12 protein-coding genes are annotated in these 18669 nt (G+C 72.4%); 4 read left to right on the forward strand and 8 right to left on the reverse strand.

What is annotated here, in order from left to right; translation table 11 throughout:
- Positions 1-35: 35 nt before the first annotated feature.
- From ACZ5FU_RS17185 to ACZ5FU_RS17195, 3 genes are read right to left on the reverse strand one after another with little or no spacing between them, the layout of a single operon-like run.
- The gene (locus ACZ5FU_RS17185) at positions 36-938 is read right to left on the reverse strand and encodes a metal ABC transporter permease (protein WP_451530121.1); all 903 of its coding nucleotides are present in this window, start codon (positions 936-938) and stop codon (positions 36-38) included.
- Positions 938-1735 carry a metal ABC transporter ATP-binding protein gene (locus tag ACZ5FU_RS17190; protein ID WP_451530120.1) on the reverse strand — a complete coding sequence of 266 codons (798 nt, stop codon included), beginning with the start codon at positions 1733-1735 and terminating at the stop codon, positions 938-940. The genes ACZ5FU_RS17185 and ACZ5FU_RS17190 overlap by 1 nt, the downstream gene beginning before the upstream one ends.
- The gene (locus ACZ5FU_RS17195; protein WP_469045498.1) at positions 1732-2712 is read right to left on the reverse strand and encodes a metal ABC transporter substrate-binding protein; all 981 of its coding nucleotides are present in this window, start codon (positions 2710-2712) and stop codon (positions 1732-1734) included. The genes ACZ5FU_RS17190 and ACZ5FU_RS17195 overlap by 4 nt, the downstream gene beginning before the upstream one ends.
- Before the next feature lie 219 nt (positions 2713-2931).
- On the opposite strand from ACZ5FU_RS17195, the gene ACZ5FU_RS17200 reads away from it, so the two are divergent.
- Positions 2932-4314 carry a glycine--tRNA ligase gene (locus ACZ5FU_RS17200; protein ID WP_451530118.1) on the forward strand — a complete coding sequence of 461 codons (1383 nt, stop codon included), beginning with the start codon at positions 2932-2934 and terminating at the stop codon, positions 4312-4314.
- A 77-nt stretch (positions 4315-4391) separates the two neighbouring features.
- Here ACZ5FU_RS17200 and ACZ5FU_RS17205 read toward each other — a convergent pair whose 3' ends face one another.
- Together ACZ5FU_RS17205 and ACZ5FU_RS17210 are read right to left on the reverse strand one after the other, a co-directional pair.
- A complete protein-coding gene (locus ACZ5FU_RS17205) occupies positions 4392-5483 on the reverse strand; it encodes an endonuclease/exonuclease/phosphatase family protein (RefSeq protein ID WP_468836026.1) in 1092 nt (363 codons plus the stop codon).
- A 212-nt stretch (positions 5484-5695) separates the two neighbouring features.
- A complete protein-coding gene (locus ACZ5FU_RS17210; protein WP_469045499.1) occupies positions 5696-7141 on the reverse strand; it encodes an MFS transporter in 1446 nt (481 codons plus the stop codon).
- An 81-nt stretch (positions 7142-7222) separates the two neighbouring features.
- Here ACZ5FU_RS17210 and dusB point away from each other — a divergent pair, with 81 nt between their 5' ends.
- Positions 7223-8365: a tRNA dihydrouridine synthase DusB gene (dusB, locus tag ACZ5FU_RS17215; RefSeq protein WP_468836022.1), complete on the forward strand. Its 1143-nt coding sequence runs from the start codon at positions 7223-7225 to the stop codon at positions 8363-8365.
- A 66-nt stretch (positions 8366-8431) separates the two neighbouring features.
- On the opposite strand, the gene ACZ5FU_RS17220 is transcribed toward dusB, so the two are convergent.
- From ACZ5FU_RS17220 to ACZ5FU_RS17230, 3 genes are all read right to left on the reverse strand, one after another.
- Positions 8432-10249, reverse strand: coding sequence for an alkaline phosphatase family protein (locus ACZ5FU_RS17220; protein ID WP_469045500.1), 1818 nt, complete (start codon positions 10247-10249; stop codon positions 8432-8434).
- 154 nt (positions 10250-10403) lie between these two features.
- Entirely contained in the window at positions 10404-12341 is a 1938-nt protein-coding gene (locus tag ACZ5FU_RS17225) for an amylo-alpha-1,6-glucosidase (protein ID WP_469045501.1), read from the reverse strand.
- Positions 12338-13837, reverse strand: coding sequence for an MGH1-like glycoside hydrolase domain-containing protein (locus ACZ5FU_RS17230; protein ID WP_469045502.1), 1500 nt, complete (start codon positions 13835-13837; stop codon positions 12338-12340). Before ACZ5FU_RS17230 ends, ACZ5FU_RS17225 begins: the two co-directional genes overlap by 4 nt.
- Before the next feature lie 132 nt (positions 13838-13969).
- On the opposite strand from ACZ5FU_RS17230, the gene ACZ5FU_RS17235 reads away from it, so the two are divergent.
- The gene (locus ACZ5FU_RS17235; RefSeq protein WP_469045503.1) at positions 13970-15190 is read left to right on the forward strand and encodes an ROK family protein; all 1221 of its coding nucleotides are present in this window, start codon (positions 13970-13972) and stop codon (positions 15188-15190) included.
- A gap of 551 nt (positions 15191-15741) precedes the next feature.
- Positions 15742-18489, forward strand: a complete 2748-nt coding sequence (ppdK, locus tag ACZ5FU_RS17240) for a pyruvate, phosphate dikinase (RefSeq protein WP_469045504.1) — start codon at positions 15742-15744, stop codon at positions 18487-18489.
- Positions 18490-18669 lie beyond the last annotated feature (180 nt).

Consider the following 18669-nt stretch of genomic DNA (forward strand, 5'->3'; position numbering starts at 1 on the left):
TGCCGGGCCATTGTGCCAGCCCGGGCCGCGCCCGGTCAGACTCCGGCTCCGTCGCCGCTCGTGCGGCCGGCCGGAATCGCGCACTCCGCCGGGTCGCCGGCGGGTCGCGCGGCGGCGGCCGCGCGGGCGCGGCGCCGGGCCAGCGGGGCGGCCAGGGCGGTCAGCACGAGGAACGCGCCGATGGTGAGCAGCACGATCGTCGCGCCGGGCGGGACGTCCTGGTAGTACGAGGTGACCGTGCCGCCGATCGTCACGCCGACGCCGATCGCGACGGCGATCGCGAAGGTCGCCGCGAAACTGCGGCTGAGCTGCTGGGCCGCCGCCACCGGCACCACCATCAGCGCCGACACCAGCAGCAGGCCGACGACCCGCATGGCGACGGTGACGGTGACCGCCGCGGTGACGGCCGTCAGCAGGTTCAGGGCGCGCACCGGCAGTCCGGTGACCCGCGCGAACTCCTCGTCCTGGCTGACCGCGAACAGCTGCCGGCGCAGCCCGACGGTGACGAGGACCACGAAGGCCGCCAGGGCGCAGATCGCGGTCACGTCCGACTCCGACACCGTCGACAGCGAGCCGAAGAGGTACGACGTCAGGTTGGCGTTGGAGCCGGTCGGCGCGAGGTTGATGAACATCACGCCGCCGGCCATGCCGCCGTAGAAGAGCATGGCGAGGGCGATGTCGCCGCGGGTCCTGCCGTACCAGCGGATCAGCTCCATGAGGACCGCGCCGAGGACGGAGACGGCGGTGGCCATCCAGACCGGGGACCACGACAGCAGGAAGCCGAGGCCGACGCCGGTCATCGCGACGTGGCCGATGCCGTCGCCCATGAGGGCCTGGCGGCGCTGGACGAGGTAGATGCCGACGGCGGGGGCGGTGATGCCGACCAGGACGGCGGCGAGCAGCGCCCGCTGCATGAAGGCGTAGTCGAGGAGTTCCATCAGCTCAGCAGTCCCGTGCGGATCGGTTCGGTGCCCGCCGGAGCGTGCGGGTGTACGTGGTCGTGACCGGGCAGCGCGTGCTGGCCGAGCGCCCGGGGCGGCGGCCCGTCGTGCGTGACGCAGCCGTCGCGCAGGACGACGGCCCGGTCGATGAGGGGCTCCAGGGGGCCCAGTTCGTGCAGGACGAGCAGGACGGTGGTGCCCTGGGCGACCTGCTCGCGCAGGGTGGCGGCCAGGACCTCCTGGCTGGCCAGGTCGACGCCCGCCATCGGCTCGTCCATGATCAGCAGTTCGGGTTCGGCGGCGAGCGCGCGGGCGATCAGCACCCGCTGGTGCTGGCCGCCGGAGAGGGCGTCGACGGAGTCCCCGGCACGGTCGGCCATGCCGACGAGGTCCAGCGCACGGCGTACGGCCTCGTGGTCGGCCTTGCGCAGGAAGCCGAAGCGGGCCCGGGACAGGCGCCCGGAGGAGACGACCTCGGTGACGGTCGCCGGGACGCCGCCCGCGGCCGTGGTGCGCTGGGGCACGTAGCCGAGGCGCGGCCAGTCCCGGAACCGCCGCCGGTCGGTGCCGAACAGCTCGATGCGCCCGGCGCCGATCGGCACCTGGCCGATGACGCTGCGCACCGCGGTCGACTTGCCGGAGCCGTTGGCGCCGAGCAGGGCGACGACCTCACCGCGGTGCACGGTGAGGTCGATGCCGCGCAGGACCGGGCGCGAGCCCAGTTCGGCGCGGACACCGCGCAGCGATATGACGGGCTCGCTCTTGGTGTCCATCACGCCCTCCGTGAAGCTCATGCGGTTCCCAGGGCCTTCTGCAGGGCCTTGAGGTTCGCCCTCTGGACCGCGAAGTAGTCGGTCCCGCGGGACTTGTCGGTGATGCCCTCGACCGGGTCGAGGACGTCCGTCCTCAGGTTCGCGTCCTGCGCCACGGTCCTGGCGGTCTTGTCGCTGACGAGCGTCTCGTAGAACACGGTGGTGACGCCGTCCGCCTTCGCCATCTTCTCAAGCTCCTTGACGCGCGCGGCGCTGGGCTCCGACTCGGGGTCGAGGCCGCTGATGGCCTCCTCGGTCAGGCCGTAGCGCTCGGCGAGGTAGCCGAAGGCGGCGTGCGTGGTGATGAAGACCTTGGACCCGGCGGCGGCCAGGCCGTTCTCGAACTCGGTGTCCAGGGCGCCGAGGTCGGCGACCAGGGCGGCGGTGTTCTTCCTGTAGTCGGCCGCGTGGTCGGGGTCGGCCTTCTCGAAGGCCTTGCCGACGCCCTCGGCGACCTCGGCGTACTTCACCGGGTCGAGCCAGACGTGGGGGTCCTTGCCGCCGGTCTCCTCGTGCTCGTGCCCGTCCTCGTCGGTGTGTTCGCCGGCGTGCTCGTCGGCGTGGCCGCCGACCTCGTCGCCGTGCTCCTCCAGCGTGGTGAGGGTCGCGGCGTCGATCTTCGTCCTGATCCCGGACTGCGTGACGGCCTCGTCGACCGAGGGCTGCAGGCCCTTGAGGAAGAGGGCCGCGTCGGACTCCTCCAGCTGGGCGCGCTGCCGCGCGCTGATCTCCAGGTCGTGCGGTTCCTGGCCGGGCTCGGTCAGGCTGGTGACCTCCACGTGGTCGCCGCCGATCCGCTCGGCGAGGAAGGCCATCGGGTAGAACGACGCGACGACGTCGAACTTCTCGGTGCCGCCGGCGGCCGCGCTGTCGGACGAGCAGGCGGAGAGGGTGCCGAGGCCGAGGGCGGTGACGGCCGCGAGGGCCATCCCGGATATGTGGTGTCGTCGTACGTTCATGACAGTCATTTTCAACAAATATGGAAACCGTTGTCAACAAAGTCGTGGGCGGCGGCCGGCGCGGGCGCCCGGGGGGAAGTCCCGCCGCCGGGTCCGCCGCCGTCCGCGGGGGCTTGGAGGGGTACCGATTTGGCCGAGGGGGAGGCCCCGCCGGTACCCTGGGTCAATTCGCTGGAAGCATCTCGCTTCGTCGCCCGTCGTCGTTATGAAGAGAGCACCGTGGCCGCCGACAAGATCGACACCATCGTCAGCCTGAGCAAGCGCCGTGGCTTCGTATTCCCCTGTAGTGAGATCTACGGCGGCCAGCGTGCCGCCTGGGACTACGGACCGCTGGGTGTCGAGCTCAAGGAGAACCTGAAGCGCCAGTGGTGGCGCTACATGGTGACGTCGCGCGAGGACGTGGTCGGCATCGACTCGTCCGTCATCCTGGCCCCCGAGGTCTGGGTCGCCTCCGGCCACGTCGCCACCTTCTCCGACCCGCTCACCGAGTGCACCTCCTGCCACAAGCGGTTCCGCGCGGACCACCTGGAGGAGGCCTACGAGGCCAAGCACAAGCGCCTGCCGGAGAACGGCCTGGCGGACGTGAACTGCCCGAACTGCGGCAACAAGGGCCAGTTCACCGAGCCCAAGCAGTTCTCGGGCCTGCTCTCCACCCACCTCGGCCCCACGCAGGACACCGGCTCCATCGCCTACCTGCGCCCCGAGACCGCCCAGGGCATCTTCACCAACTTCGCCCAGGTGCAGACCACTTCCCGCCGCAAGCCGCCGTTCGGAATCGCCCAGATGGGCAAGTCCTTCCGCAACGAGATCACGCCCGGCAACTTCATCTTCCGCACGCGCGAGTTCGAGCAGATGGAGATGGAGTTCTTCGTCAAGCCGGGCGAGGACGAGCAGTGGCAGGAGTACTGGATGGAGCAGCGCTGGAACTGGTACACCGGTCTCGGCCTGCGCGAGGAGAACATGCGGTGGTACGAGCACCCGAAGGAGAAGCTCTCCCACTACTCCAAGCGCACCGCCGACATCGAGTACCGCTTCCAGTTCGGCGGCAACGAGTGGGGTGAGCTGGAGGGCGTCGCCAACCGCACCGACTACGACCTCGGCGCCCACGCCAAGGCCTCCGGCCAGGACCTCTCCTACTTCGACCAGGAGGCCGGCGAGCGCTGGACGCCGTACGTCATCGAGCCCGCGGCCGGTGTCGGCCGCGCGATGCTGGCGTTCCTGCTCGACGCCTACGTCGAGGACGAGGCGCCCAACGCCAAGGGCAAGCTGGAGAAGCGCACGGTGCTGCGCCTCGACCACCGCCTCGCCCCGGTGAAGGTCGCCGTGCTGCCGCTGTCGCGCAACCCGGAGCTGTCGCCCAAGGCCAAGGGCCTGGCCCAGGCGCTGCGGCAGAACTGGAACATCGACTTCGACGACGCCGGCGCGATCGGCCGCCGCTACCGCCGTCAGGACGAGATCGGTACGCCGTACTGCGTCACCGTCGACTTCGACACGCTGGACGACAACGCGGTCACCGTCCGCGAGCGGGACACGATGAAGCAGGAGCGCGTCTCCCTCGACCAGATCGAGGGCTACCTGGCCGGCCGTCTGGTCGGCTGCTGACCCGCTGACTCCGATCGACCGCCGACCCGCCGGCACCGGCCCCGCACCCCCTTCCCGGGGTGCGGGGCCGCCGTGTCTCAGAGGTCCAGGTCCGCGTACAGCGCCGCGTGGTCGGAGGCCTGGGTCGCCCTCGACGTGACCGTCTGGAACGACTTGAAGGTCTTCGGGGCCCAGATGCCCCGCCGTTCCACCTCGACGTGCTCGACGCGGTCGAACAGCCCCGGCGGGAGCAGGAGGTAGTCGATCTTCTCCTCGTCCTGCGTGCCCGGTCCGTGGGTGCCGGGGTCTCCCGTGTAGCCGGGATGCGTCATCACGTCCTTCAGGCCGGCGTCCAGCAGCGTCCTGACCGGGGCGCTGGCCATGAAGTCGTTGAGGTCGCCGGCGACGACGACGTGGTCCGACCGCGTGAGGGCGGCCTCGTAGATCTCCCGGACGCGCAGGGCCTGGCGGGCGCGGAGTCCACCGCCGCCGCCCCGCTTGCTCTTGAGGTGGTTGCCCAGGATCCACAGGGGCGTGCCGTCCAGGTCCATCTCGAACTCGGGGCAGTCCCGGCTGAAGAGCCGTCGGCCGCCCTGCCCGGGGTCGAAGAGGTGCGACCGCACCGAGGTGATCGGGTGGCGGCTGAGGATGCCCACGTCGATGCCGCGGGGGTCGTTGCCGTCGATCAGCAGGTTGAAGGGGTACGGCTGGTGCCCCAGGGTCTCGCCGAGGACGTTCTCGTTGAAGCGTTCCAGGGCGAGGCGGTCCTCGACCTCCACCATGAGCAGGATGTCCGCGTTCACCTCGGCCACCACGCGGCCGGTGTTCTGGACGGCCGGCCAGCCGAGGTCGTCGCGCACGAGCTGGGCCCACCCGGCCCAGTCCCCGCGGCCCGCGGCCGCGATCGTGAGGGTGGGGTCCTCGTCGAAGAGCCTGCCGCCCGTCCCCTTCAGCTCGTTGACGAAGAACGGCCGGGGGCTGTCCGGCGCGGAGTCGAGGGCGTGGTGCTCCTGGACGATCGCGAGGATCCGGTCCTTGTCGTCGTCCGAGTAACTGTCCTTCTCCAGGAGTGCCACCAGGTCGCCGAAGTCGGCGAGGACCTTGTCGCGCTGGACGTCGCTCTCCAGGGCGAAGGCCCTGGGGCGGCGGAAGAGGTTCTCCGCGTTGAAGGTGCCGATACGGATGGTCATGACGCGCCTCCCGCGGCGGCGCAGAGCCGCACGGCCGACGGCGGGCGCCGCCGGGATGACCGCACGCCGGCACTTCCCATTGTCCGGGGTCCGGGCGCTGCCGTCGTGTCGGCGCAGGGGGCGGCGGCGAGGAGCACGGTGCCGGGTCCGTCCACGGGCTCGGGGTGTCCCCGCCCCGGAGCCGCCGTCCGCCGGGACCGCCGGGAGCGTGCTCAGGCGCTGACGCCCGTCGTTTCCCGGACCTCCGGGGCCGCCAGCCGCCGCGCGGTCCGCTCCGCCGTCCCCCGTGCCCACGCTCCGGTGGTGACGGCCCCCAGGACGAGGACGACGAGTCCGCAGCCCGTGAGGATCCACCAGCCGGGGACGGAGGCGGAGACGAAGGTGTCGCGGTACGCCGAGGCGCTCACGCCGGTCGCCAGGACCGCGCCGACCACCGCGACGCCCAGCGTCTGGCCGAGCTGCCGGCTGGTGGAGGCGACGGCGGCGGCGACCCCGGCCTGGGCGCGGGGCATCCCCGAGACCGCCGTGTTCGTGATCGGCGCGTTCACGAAGCCGAAGCCGATGCCGAACAGCACGTACCCGAGGAACAGCGTGGTGTCGGAGGTCTCCGCGTCGAACGCGGCGAACAGCACGCCGCTCGCGGTCATCGCGAGGCCGGCGATCAGCAGGGGCACCCGTGGCCCCCGGCTGCCGACGAGCCGCCCGGACAGCGGGGCGCACAGGAAGGTGGGGAGGGCCATCGGCAGCATCCACAGACCGGCGTGGAGGGCGTCGAGGCCGCGGACGTTCTGGAGGTAGAGCGTGGACAGGAACAGGAACCCGCCGAGTCCGGCGAAGGCGCTGATCGCGATCACGGTCGCCCCGCTGAACGGCGCCGACCGGAAGAACCGCAGGTCGATGAGGGGTTCGTCGCGACGGGGCTCGTAGCGCAGGAGCCCGACCAGGGCGGCGAGGGCGACCGCGGCGAAGGGCAGGCTGGTGCCGAGCCCGGCCTCGGGCGCCTCGATGATCGCGTACGTCAGGGAGCCGAACAAGGCGATGACCAGGAGCTGGCCGACCGGGTCGGGGCGGCGGGCCTTCGGGGCGCGGGACTCGGGGACGTGGCGCAGCGTCAGCAGGAGGGCGGCGAGACCGACCGGCAGGTTGACCCAGAAGACGGAGCGCCAGCCGACGGACTCCACCAGCAGGCCGCCGATCAGGGGCCCGGCGGCCATGGAGATGCCGACGACCGCCCCCCACACGCCGATGGCGCGGGCCCGCTCGCGCGGGTCCGTGAACGTGTTGGTGATGATCGACATGGCGACCGGGTTGAGCATCGAGCCGCCGACGGCCTGCACCGCGCGGGCCGCGACCAGCAGTTCGAGGTCGGGGGCGAGCGAGCAGAGCAGGGAGCCGAGCGAGAACACGACCAGACCGGCGAGGAAGACCTTCTTGCGGCCGATCCGGTCGGCGGTGGACCCCGCGAGCATCAGCAGGGAGGCGAGGACGAGGGTGTAGGCGTCGATCGTCCACTGCAGACCGGAGGTGCCGGCGTGCAGGTCGCGTTCCATCGCGGGAAGGGCGACGTTGAGGATCGTGTTGTCGAGGCTCACGATCAGCAGGCTCATGCAGCAGATCGCGAGGACGAGGAGACGTCGTCGCCGGCTCAGCTCGGGCATGAGGTCATCGTACGCCGACTTCGATAGTGCGGCTAACTAATGACCGTTACATGAGGGCCGTCGATGGGTGACAATGGGCGGATGTCCACGCCCGTTTCCCCCCTGCGGATCGGCCCGCACATCGTCCGGCCGCCGGTCGTCCTCGCCCCCATGGCCGGTATCACCAACGCGCCCTTCCGCACCCTGTGCCGTGAGTTCAGCGGGGGCAAGGGCCTGTTCGTGAGCGAGATGATCACGACCCGGGCGCTGGTCGAGCGCAACGAGAAGACCATGCAGCTGATCCACTTCGACGCGAGCGAGAAGCCGCGCTCGATCCAGCTGTACGGCGTGGACCCGGCGACCGTCGGCAAGGCCGTCCGCATGATCGCCGACGAGGGCCTGGCCGACCACATCGACCTGAACTTCGGCTGCCCGGTCCCGAAGGTCACCCGCAAGGGCGGCGGCTCCGCCCTCCCCTACAAGCGCAACCTGCTGCGCGCCATCCTGCGCGAGGCGGTCGCCGGCGCCGGGGACCTCCCCGTCACCATGAAGATGCGCAAGGGCATCGACGACGACCACATCACCTACCTCGACGCCGGCCGCATCGCCGTCGAGGAGGGCGTCACGGCCATCGCGCTGCACGGCCGCACCGCCGCCCAGCACTACGGCGGCACCGCCGACTGGGAGGCGATCGCCCGCCTGAAGGAGCACGTCCCGGAGATCCCCGTCCTCGGCAACGGCGACATCTGGTCGGCCGGGGACGCGCTGCGGATGGTGCGCGAGACGGGGTGCGACGGGGTGGTCGTGGGCCGCGGCTGCCTGGGCCGGCCGTGGCTGTTCGCGGACCTGGTCGCCGCCTTCGAGGGACGTACGGACGACATCGCGCGGCCCTCCCTCCGCGAGGTCGCCGACGTCATGGTCCGGCACGCCACCCTCCTCGGCGAGTGGATCGGCGACGAGTCCAAGGGCGTCGTCGACTTCCGCAAGCACGTCGCCTGGTACCTCAAGGGCTTCGCCGTCGGCTCCGACATGCGGCGGCGTCTGGCGATCACCTCCTCCCTGGCGGAACTCCGCGCCGGACTCGACGAACTGGACCTCGACCAGCCCTGGCCCACCGGCGCCGACGGCCCCCGCGGGCGCACCTCCGGCAACAACCGGGTCGTCCTCCCGGACGGCTGGCTGAAGGACCCCTACGACTGCGCGGGCGTCGGCGAGGAAGCGGAACTGGACACCTCCGGCGGCTGAGACGCCCGACGGCGGGGCGGGGCACCGCGTTCCGCCCCCCGCCTCCCGCGCCCCGCCGGGTCCGGGTCAGCCCTCCGACGGATGCGGGGTCGATCCGTACGCCGTCAGGAAGCGGTCCCGGAAGCGGTCCATCCTCCAGACCGGGGCGTCGTGGGCCGGCCTGAGGCCGTCGGTCCACTTCCAGGCGGCGATCTTGTCGAGGACCGCCGGGTCCTTGGCGACGACCGAGACCGGCACGTCACGGCTGGCGTCGTCGCCGCTGACCCGGGCGATGGGCTGGTGGTCGCCGAGGAAGACCAGGACGGTGTCCTCGGTGCCGTAGCGCTCCAGCCACTGGGTCAGGGCCGTCACCGAGTACTCGATCGACCTGCCGTACGCCTCGCGGGACCTGGTGGAGTCGGCGATGACGTCGGACGCCTTCTCGCCGGCCTTCTGGATGCCGTCGAAGACCGAGCCGTCGCCCACCTCGTTCCAGTCGACCATCTTTGGCAGCGGGGCCCACGGCTGGTGGCTGGAGGTCAGGATGATCTCCGACATCAGCGGCTTGTCGCGTGCCCTGCCGTGCTCCAGGCGCTGGAACGCCTCCAGCGCGTACTGGTCGGGCATCGTCGACCAGCTGAACTTCGGCCCCTGGTAGCCCATCTGGAAGGCGTTGTAGACCTTCTCGAGGCCGTAGTGCTTCTGCTCGGGCCACGCCTTCTGGATCCCGGGCATCACCCCCACCGTGTCCCAGGCCCCGGTCTTCTGGAAGATCTTCGGCAGGCTGAGGCGGTCGCTGTTCATGACCGTGCGGTAGCGCTGCTGGTTGTCGATCCACAGCCCGGACAGCGTGCTGGAGTGGCCGAGCCAGCTGCTGCCGCCGAAGGTCGCCGAGGTCAGCCAGCCGCTTTTCGCGCGGTAGCCGGCCTTCGCCAGCGCGGCGGTGCTCGCGGTGAGCGTCCGGTCGACGCCGGGGGACATCACCGGGTCCTCGATCGCGCTGCGGCCGTAGCTCTCGATGAAGGCGAAGATCACGTCCTTGCCGCGCAGGTCGGGCACGAGCTGGTCGGGCGGGGTGTCGCCGAAGGCGTCCGCGCGGGCCTCCTTCGCGAACGCGGCCTCGTCCGCGAGGGTCTGCCGCACCTCCTTGGTCTTGACGGTGACGGCGTCCACCGCACGGTGGAAGGCGAGGGGCTGTCCGGCGTACTGGACCGACAGGACGGAGCAGGTGATCCAGACCGTGCCGGCGACCAGCGTGCCGCGGGTCGCCGCGGGGACGTCGCGCGCCAGCACCTCGCTCAGCCGCACCGACGCCAGCGCCATCACCACGAACAGCGCGGCGACCAGCAGGAGCAGCCCGATCGTGGCGGCGAGGGCGGTGGCGGCGCCCATCGAGTCCGCGACGTAGGACTGCGCGTCGTCCAGCAGACCCCAGTCCAGGACCAGGTTGAAGCCGCGGCCCAGGTACTCGGAGTACGCCATGTCCAGGACGTCGACCACGGTCAGCGCCGCGAGGCCGGTCCCGAGCGCCACCGCGGCCACCAGACGGGGGCGGCGCGGCAGCGACAGCAGCACGGCCGCCGAGACGATCGCCTCGCCGGGCAGCCGCAGCAGCCGGTCGGCCCGCAGGAGGTGCACCTGGTTGGGCAGCACCATCGCCCCGAGCACGAGCACCAGGGCCAGCACGGTCGTCGTCCACCACAGCGCGCGCGCCGCCCGCGGATGCCGGCCCCGCCAGGCCCACCCGTACGCGACGCGGGAGGCGACGAGGGAGACGATCCCGCGCCGCGGCACGGCCCCGCTCTCCGGCGCCCCCGCCTCCACGGCCGCCCCGGCGTCGCCGGCACCCCCGGGCGAGCCGTCGCGGGAGGCGGGCAGGTCACGAGACCGTGTGAAGACAGGCACCCGAGGGGTCCTTCCGTACGAATCCGGGCGGATCGGCGGATCCGGTGGTGGGACCGGATCCGCCACCGTTCCGTACGGCGTGCCCGGGCCCGGTGTTCACCGCTCCCGGCGAGCGGCCGGCAAACACCGGGCAAACGCCCGGTCAAGCGCGACGCTACGCTCCGCCCACCGCCGTGAGCAGGGCCAGCGGGGCGGCCGCCGAGCGGGACTCCCGCACGCACGCGTGCGGGTACGGCACCGGTTCCGCGTGGGTGTCGCGACCGTAGCCCGCGAGCACCTCGGGCAGCCGGTGGCCGGTCGCGGTGGCCGCGTCGACCAGCCCGTGCGCGACGGCACGGGCCTCGTCGTGCAGGCCGTAGCGGGCCAGCCCCAGGGCGATCAGCGCGTTGTCGTGCGGCCACACCGAACCGCGGTGGTACGACAGCGGGTGGTACGCCGGCTGCCCGGCCGCCAGCGTGCGCACGCCCCAGCCGGAGAAGAAGTCCGGCTCCAGCAGCCGCCGGCCGACCAGTTCGCCGTACTCCTTGTCCAGCAGCCCCGACCACAGCAGGTGGCCGGCGTCCGAGGCGAGCGCGTCGACCTGGCGGCCCTCGCCGTCCAGCGCGAGCGCCGGGAAGGAGTGCTCGCGCATCCAGAAGTCCCGCTGGAAGCGGTCGCGCAGATCGGCGGCGGCCTGTTCGAGCAGGGCCGCGTAGGTCTCGTCCCGCCACGCCGTGCGCGCCACGGACGCGGTCCGGCGCAGCGCGTCGTACGCGTAGCCCTGGGCCCCGGCCGCCGTGACCGGGCCCGAGGGGCGGGTGCCGTCGGCCGAGCAGATGGCGCCGGGGGAGTCCTTCCAGTTCTGGTTGGCGAGGCCGCCCCGGTCGGCGCGGTAGACCAGGTAGCCGCGCGAGGTGAGGCCGCCGTGGTCGAGCATCCAGCCGACGGCCGCGCGGGCGTGCGGCTCCAGCCGGCGGGCGAGGGCCGTGTCGCCGGTCCGTTCGACGTAGGTGCCCAGCAGGACGAGGAAGAGGGGGGTGGCGTCCACGGAGCCGTAGTAGCGGCCGTAGGGGACCTGGTGGAAGTGGGCGAGTTCGCCGTGCCGCACCTCGTGGACGATCTTGCCGGGCTGGGCCACCGACTCCGGGCCGGTCTCGGTGGCCTGGGACGCGGCCAGCGCCAGGAGCGTGGCGGCGGCCGGGGCGGGCCGGTAGGGCAGGGCGAAGAGCGAGGTGAGCAGGGCGTCGCGGCCCAGCAGGGTCAGGAACCAGGGGGCGCCGGCGGCCGGGACGCGCAGTTCCTCGCCGTCCGGCCCGGTCGCGGGGACCTGGAGCGCGGCCAGGTCGGCGAGGCCCCGCGCGCAGGCGGCCGCCAGTTCGGGCCAGCCGGTGGGGAAGGCCACGCCCTCCATGAACTCGCCCTCCCGCGCGAGCAGCTTCGCGGTCAGCGCGGCCGGGAAGCTGGGGACGCGCAGGGCCCGCTTCTCGCCGTGCGGGCGGGCCATCACCCGCAGCGTCAGTCCGGCGGAGCCGTGCGGCTCCAGTTCCAGGGTCCACACCAGGCGCCGGGCGCCGGTGCCGGTCTCCTCCACACCGTCCGGCGCGGGGTCGGCGGTCACCGTCGTGACGGACCGCCACTCGCCGCGCCGGTAGCTGAACTCCACTCCGTCGTCGAGGACCTGGCGGTGGCGGACCGCGCCGGTCTTGGCGTAGGTGCGGTGGTCGGAGCGGAGTTCGAACTGGTCGGTGAAGTCGGCGTCGACGGTGAGCGCCAGCCGGACCGTCAGCGGCACCGGACGGTTGCCGACCACCCGCAGCGACTCGACGAACGAGCCGTCGCCCACCGCCTGTTCGCGGAAGAGCGTGCACGGCGGCGGCTCCGTGCGGCCACCGCGCGGCACCAGCACGCAGCGCGCCGCGTCCCCGTCCGCGACGGGCACGAGCACCTCGGGCACCGCCCCGTCCACGGTGAGCTGCCAGCGGCTGAGGTGGCGCGCGTCCCTGACGAACAACCCGTCGGGTGACCCGGCGCCGCGCACGCCGCTGATGTCCCCCCGGTCGCCGACGGCGGCGAACGTCCCGCCGTGCACGAGCAGATGATGCCGGTCCGTCATCCCCGGTCCCCTCCCTCGAAGGAGCTGTCGTCCCTGACGATGTCCGTGCCGCAGGGCACGCCTTCCGTGTCGTGCAGCAGGTCGAGCGCGAGCGCGGCGGTCCAGCTGAAGCCGGTCGCCCCGCAGGCCTCGCCGGTGTACGGGTCGACGTACTCGGCGAAGTCCGAGGAGTCGGCGAGGTCCAGCACGGCCTCGCGCAGCGCGTCCGCGTCCGCGCGCTCGCCGTGCAGCCGCAGACCCCGCTCGACGAGCCAGCTCGTGTTGAACCAGGCCGGCCCCCGCCAGTAGCGGTGCGGGTCGAAGGCCTCGCCGAGCAGGTCGTAGCTGGGGGCGAGACGGGTGGTGACGCCCACCCCGAAGTGCGGGCCGCGCAGGGTGCGCACGAGGGCGGAGACGATCTCGTGGGGCAGGCCGGGCAGCAGCAGCGGGACCAGCCCGGTGACCCCGCGCTCCCGGATCGGGCCGCCGCCGCGCAGGTCCCGGCAGAGGAACAGGCCCTCGGCGGGGTCCCACAGCCGCTCGACGAGCGCCGCCGTCAGCCGCTCCGCGCGCGCGTGCCGGGCGGTGCCGGTGGCCCCCAGCTCCCGCGCGATCCGGGCCAGCGCGTGCTCGGAGGCGATGAGCAGGGCGTTGAACGCGGGGTCCTCGACGGCGAAGGCGGCCCGGCCGGCCCCTCTTCCCCCGCCCGGCCCGGCCCCTCTTCCCCCGCCCAGCCCGTTCCCCCTTCCCCCGCCCAGCCCGTCCCGGTAGCCCCCGTCCCGGTAGTCCGCCGCCAGCCGCACGTACCGCCCGTAGTCCAGGTCCGTCGGCCGGTCCTGCGACGCCCCGTGGGCGAGGTCGGCCCGCCGGAAGGAGCGGGCCGGGGCCGGGGCGACGCGGGCGAGCGGCACGTCCCAGGAGGGGGCGTTGTCCATCCCCTGCTCCCAGGGGTGCACGATCGACGCCAGGCCGCCGCCCCCCAGGTCCCGCCGGTGCAGCAGGTAGCGGTGCCAGGCGGCCAGCCGGGGGTAGGCCCGGGCGAGGAAGCCGCGCGCCCGCGACAGTCCGGGGTCGGCGCGGTGCACCAGCCAGGCCGCCAGCGCGTGCACCGGTGGCTGCACGATGCCGGAGGTCTGTACGGTGCGCGGGGCGCCCGCAGCGCGCCCCGCGATCGAGGAGCGCCAGAAGTCGGGGCTCGGGAAGTACGCGTCGAGCGGTACGGAGGGGTTGAAGACGATGTGCGGGATGCGCCCGTCGCCCCACTGGGCGTCCAGCAGCGTCTCCAGCTCGGTCTGCGCCCGGCGCGGGGAGACGTGCCGCAGCCCGATCGCGACGAACGCCGAGTCCCAGGACCACTGGTGCGGGTACAGGCCGCGCGAGGGCACCGTCGAGGTTCCGGTCCAGTTGCGGTCCAGCACTTCCATGGCCCTGAGGTGCGGCGATCCGGCCGGAGAGGTCGGATCGTATACGGAGGGGTACTCCGTGGGGCGGGTGACGAGCTGGGCGGTGCGATCCACTCGGGGCTCCCCGAAGAACGAGACGACAGTGCCACGGTCGACCGGTTCGGCAGCGGCTACCGCAGAGTTACGTCTATTTAACACGCAGAACTCAATATGTAATGCAGAGTCAGGAAACACAAGGGGGTGCGCATGACCGGACAGCCCGGACGGACGGGCAGGGGCGGAGGCCAGGCCGGCGCCGGAGATCTGCTCACGCTGGTACGCACCGGCCGGGCCACCACGCGCGGCGCCCTCCAGCAGGTCACCGGACTCTCCCGGGCCACGGTCGGACAACGCCTGGACCGGCTCTTCCGCGCGGGCTGGCTGCGCGAGGGTGCGGGCGGCCCCGTCGACTCCCCGCTGGGCGGCCGCCCCTCCATCACGCTCGAGTTCGACGACGCGCACGCCGTCGTCCTCGCCGCCGACCTCGACACCCGGCACGCGCGCGCGGCGGTGCTGTCCCTGACCGGCGAGGTCCTCGCCGAGCACGCGGGCACACCGGCCGTCGAGGAGGGCCCGGACGCCGTCCTCGGCGAGCTGGGCGGCTGGTTCGCGCACCTCCTGGAGAAGACCGGCCGCGGCGCGCACGAGGTGTGCGGCGTCGGCCTCGCCGTGCCCGGCCCGGTCGACAGCGAGACCGGCCGGGTGGTCCAGCCGCCGATCATGCCCGGCTGGGACGGCTACGACATCCGCGGCCGGCTCGCCCGCGCCCTCGCGGAGCACACGGGCGCCGCGTCCGTCCCCGTCCTCGTCGACAACGACGCCAACCTCATGGCCTACGGCGAGCAGCGCACCGGATACCCCGACTGCTCGGCGTTCGTGCTGGTCAAGGTGTCCACCGGGATCGGCGCCGGGGTCGTGGTCGACGGCGAGGTCTTCCGGGGCGTCGACGGCGGCGCCGGCGACATCGGGCACATCCGGGTGGGCTCCGAGGCGCTGTGCCGCTGCGGCTCCCGCGGCTGTCTCGCGGCCGTCGCCAGCGGCGGCGCGGTGGCCCGCAGGCTGGCCGAGACCGGGGTGCCCGCGGCCTCCGGCTCGGACGTGCGCGACCTGCTCGCCGCCGGGCACCCGGGCGCGGCCGCGCTGGCCCGCGAGGCCGGACGCCAGGTCGGCGACGTGCTGGCGACCGTCGTGACGCTGCTCAACCCGGGCGTGCTGATGATCGCCGGGGACCTGGCCGGCACCTCCTTCGTCACCGGCGTGCGGGAGCTGCTGTACCAGCGGGCACTGCCCCGCTCCACGGCCCGGCTGGAGGTGGTGACCTCGCGGCTGGGGGAGCGGGCGGGCCTGGTGGGGGCCGGCGCGCTGGTGGTGGAGCACCTGTACGCGCCCGCACGGGTGGAGGAGCGGCTGCTGGCGCTGGGCATGTGAACGGAGGCGGACGCCGGGTGGGCGAGGGTGCCGGGTGCCGGGTGCCGGGCGGTGAGGGCGCCGGATGCCGGGCGGTGAGGGCCGGGCGGCGGGTGTGGCCGGCGCCGGGCCGCGGGCGCGTGACGAGCGTGTTTCCGTTCCGGGGCAGGCCGGGGTCGCGTCCGGGAGAGCGTCCGGATGGTGAAATCCGACGGCCTGTGGAAGCGTGATTCTCGCCACCCTTGATAGGGGTAGCGCTCATATGAGCGGTGCGCGCTCGTTTGCACTTCCTCAAAGGGTGGCACTCAGTGCCACCCTTTGATCGTTCATCGATCGAAATCAAGCGTGGCGATGGGTGCTCACATGAGCGCCAAAAAGGGCATGCGGAAGGTGATGCGTTCAAGAGGTGAAGACATCGGCTGCTCCGTGTCGGCCATGCCGTGACTTTCGATCCGGTGGCGGACGTCTGGTTACGGGCGCATGACGCACAAGTGGACGTACCCAGGTGCCTTCGATCTGGGTATGTTCCTGGCCGTCAGGGCAGCCACCGCGTCCTCGAGGAGTCGAGACCCGTGTCGGAAAACAAAGATCTCCCGGTAGCCGGAACGGCCACGAGCGTTGAGGCCGTGAAGTTCGTCTACGACTTCACCGAGGGCAACAAGAACCTCAAGGACCTCCTCGGGGGCAAGGGTGCCAACCTCGCCGAGATGACCAACCTCGGCCTGCCGGTGCCGCCCGGGTTCACCATCACCACCGAGGCCTGCAAGGTCTACCTCGACAGCGGCGAGGAGCCGGCGGCACTGCGTGACGAGGTGAGTGCGCACCTCGACGCCCTCGAGGCGAGGATGGGCAAGAAGCTCGGCCAGGCCGACGACCCCCTGCTCGTCTCCGTCCGCTCCGGCGCCAAGTTCTCGATGCCCGGCATGATGGACACCGTCCTCAACATCGGCCTCTCCGACAAGTCGGTCCAGGGCCTGGCCAGGCAGGCCGGCGACGACCGCTTCGCCTGGGACTCCTACCGGCGCCTGATCCAGATGTTCGGCAAGACCGTCCTCGGCGTCGACGGCGACCTCTTCGAGGAGGCGCTGGAGGCCGCCAAGCAGGCCAAGCGGGTCACGGTCGACACCGAGCTGGAGGCCGCCGACCTCAAGAAGCTGGTCACCCGCTTCAAGAGGATCGTCAAGACCGAGGCCGGCCGGGACTTCCCGCAGGACCCGCGCGAGCAGATGGACCTCGCCATCCACGCGGTCTTCGACTCCTGGAACACCGACCGCGCCAAGCTCTACCGCCGCCAGGAGCGCATCCCGCACGACCTGGGCACCGCGGTCAACGTCTGTTCCATGGTCTTCGGCAACCTCGGCCCCGACTCCGGCACCGGTGTCGCCTTCACCCGCGACCCCGCCTCCGGCCACCAGGGCGTCTACGGCGACTACCTCCAGAACGCCCAGGGCGAGGACGTCGTCGCCGGCATCCGCAACACGGTCCCGCTCGCCGAGCTGGAGTCCATCGACAAGAAGTCCTACGACCAGCTGATGCAGATCATGGAGACGCTGGAGAACCACTACAAGGACCTCTGCGACATCGAGTTCACCATCGAGCGCGGTCAGCTGTGGATGCTCCAGACCCGGGTCGGCAAGCGCACGGCCGGCGCGGCCTTCCGCATCGCCATCCAGCTCGTCGACCAGGGCCTCATCGACGAGACCGAGGCCCTCCAGCGGGTCAACGGCGCCCAGCTCGCCCAGCTGATGTTCCCCCGCTTCGACGAGCAGGCCAAGGCCGCGCAGGTCGGCCGGGGCATCGCCGCCTCCCCGGGCGCCGCGGTCGGCAAGGCGGTCTTCGACTCCTACACCGCCGTCAAGTGGTCCCGCTCGGGCGAGAAGGTCATCCTGGTCCGCCGCGAGACCAACCCCGACGACCTCGACGGCATGATCGCCGCGGAGGGCATCCTCACCTCGCGCGGCGGCAAGACCTCGCACGCGGCGGTCGTCGCCCGCGGCATGGGCAAGACCTGCGTCTGCGGCGCGGAGGAGCTGGAGGTCGACACCAAGCGCCGCCGGATGACGGTGCCCGGCGGGCACGTCGTCGAGGAGGGCGACCTGATCTCGATCGACGGTTCGAGCGGCAAGGTCTACCTGGGCGAGGTCCCGGTGGTCCCGTCCCCCGTCGTGGAGTACTTCGAGGGCCGCATGCACGCGGGCGCCAACGACGCCGACGAACTGGTCGAGGCCGTCCACCGGATCATGGCGTTCGCCGACCGCAAGCGTCGCCTGCGGGTCCGCGCCAACGCCGACAACGCCGAGGACGCGCTGCGCGCCCGCCGCTTCGGCGCCCAGGGCATCGGCCTGTGCCGCACCGAGCACATGTTCCTCGGCGACCGCCGCGAGCTGGTCGAGCGCCTGATCCTGGCGGACACGGAGACCGAGCGCGAGGAGTCGCTGAAGGCGCTCCTGCCGCTCCAGAAGAAGGACTTCGTGGAGCTGTTCTCGGCGATGGACGGCCTGCCGGTCACCATCCGTCTCCTCGACCCGCCGCTGCACGAGTTCCTGCCCGACATCACCGAGCTGTCGGTGCGCGTGGCGCTCGCGGAGTCCCGCCAGGAGCCGCACGAGAACGAGCTGCGCCTGCTCCAGGCGGTCCACCGCCTCCACGAGCAGAACCCGATGCTGGGCCTGCGCGGCGTACGCCTCGGCCTGGTCATCCCCGGCCTGTTCACCATGCAGGTCCGCGCCATCGCCGAGGCCGCGGCCGAGCGCAAGGACGCCAAGGGCGACCCGCGTGCCGAGATCATGATCCCGCTCGTCGGCACCGTCCAGGAGCTGGAGATCGTCCGCGAGGAGGCCGACCAGGTCGTCGCCGAGGTCGAGGCGGCGACGGGGGTGTCGCTGAAGCTGTCGATCGGCACGATGATCGAGCTGCCGCGCGCCGCGCTGACCGCCGGTCAGATCGCGGAGGCGGCGGAGTTCTTCTCCTTCGGCACGAACGACCTCACCCAGACCGTGTGGGGCTTCAGCCGCGACGACGTCGAGGCATCCTTCTTCACCGCCTACCTGGAGAAGGGCATCTTCGGGGTCTCCCCCTTCGAGACCATCGACAAGGACGGCGTCGGCTCCCTCGTGAAGGCCGCCGCCGAGGCCGGCCGCGCGACCCGCCCCGACCTGAAGCTCGGTGTCTGCGGCGAGCACGGCGGCGACCCGGAGTCCGTGCACTTCTTCCACGAGGTCGGCCTCGACTACGTGTCCTGCTCGCCCTTCCGCATCCCGGTCGCCCGCCTCGAGGCGGGACGGGCGGCGACCCGGTCGGAGGGCAGCGACCACCGCTGAGCCGGGGGTGGGGGACGGTCCCCTGACGGTCCGCCCCCACCTCCCTCCCCACCCGGAGCCGCCGCGGTCCCCGACCCTCAGCACCGATCGCGGCGGCTCCGGCGCACCGAGAGAGGGCGGCACCCTGTGCGGGGGTGCCGCCCTCTCGCGCATCAGCTGTGGAATTAACGCTTGCGTTAA

The sequence above is a fragment of the Streptomyces sp. NPDC031554 genome (genome assembly GCF_055580685.1).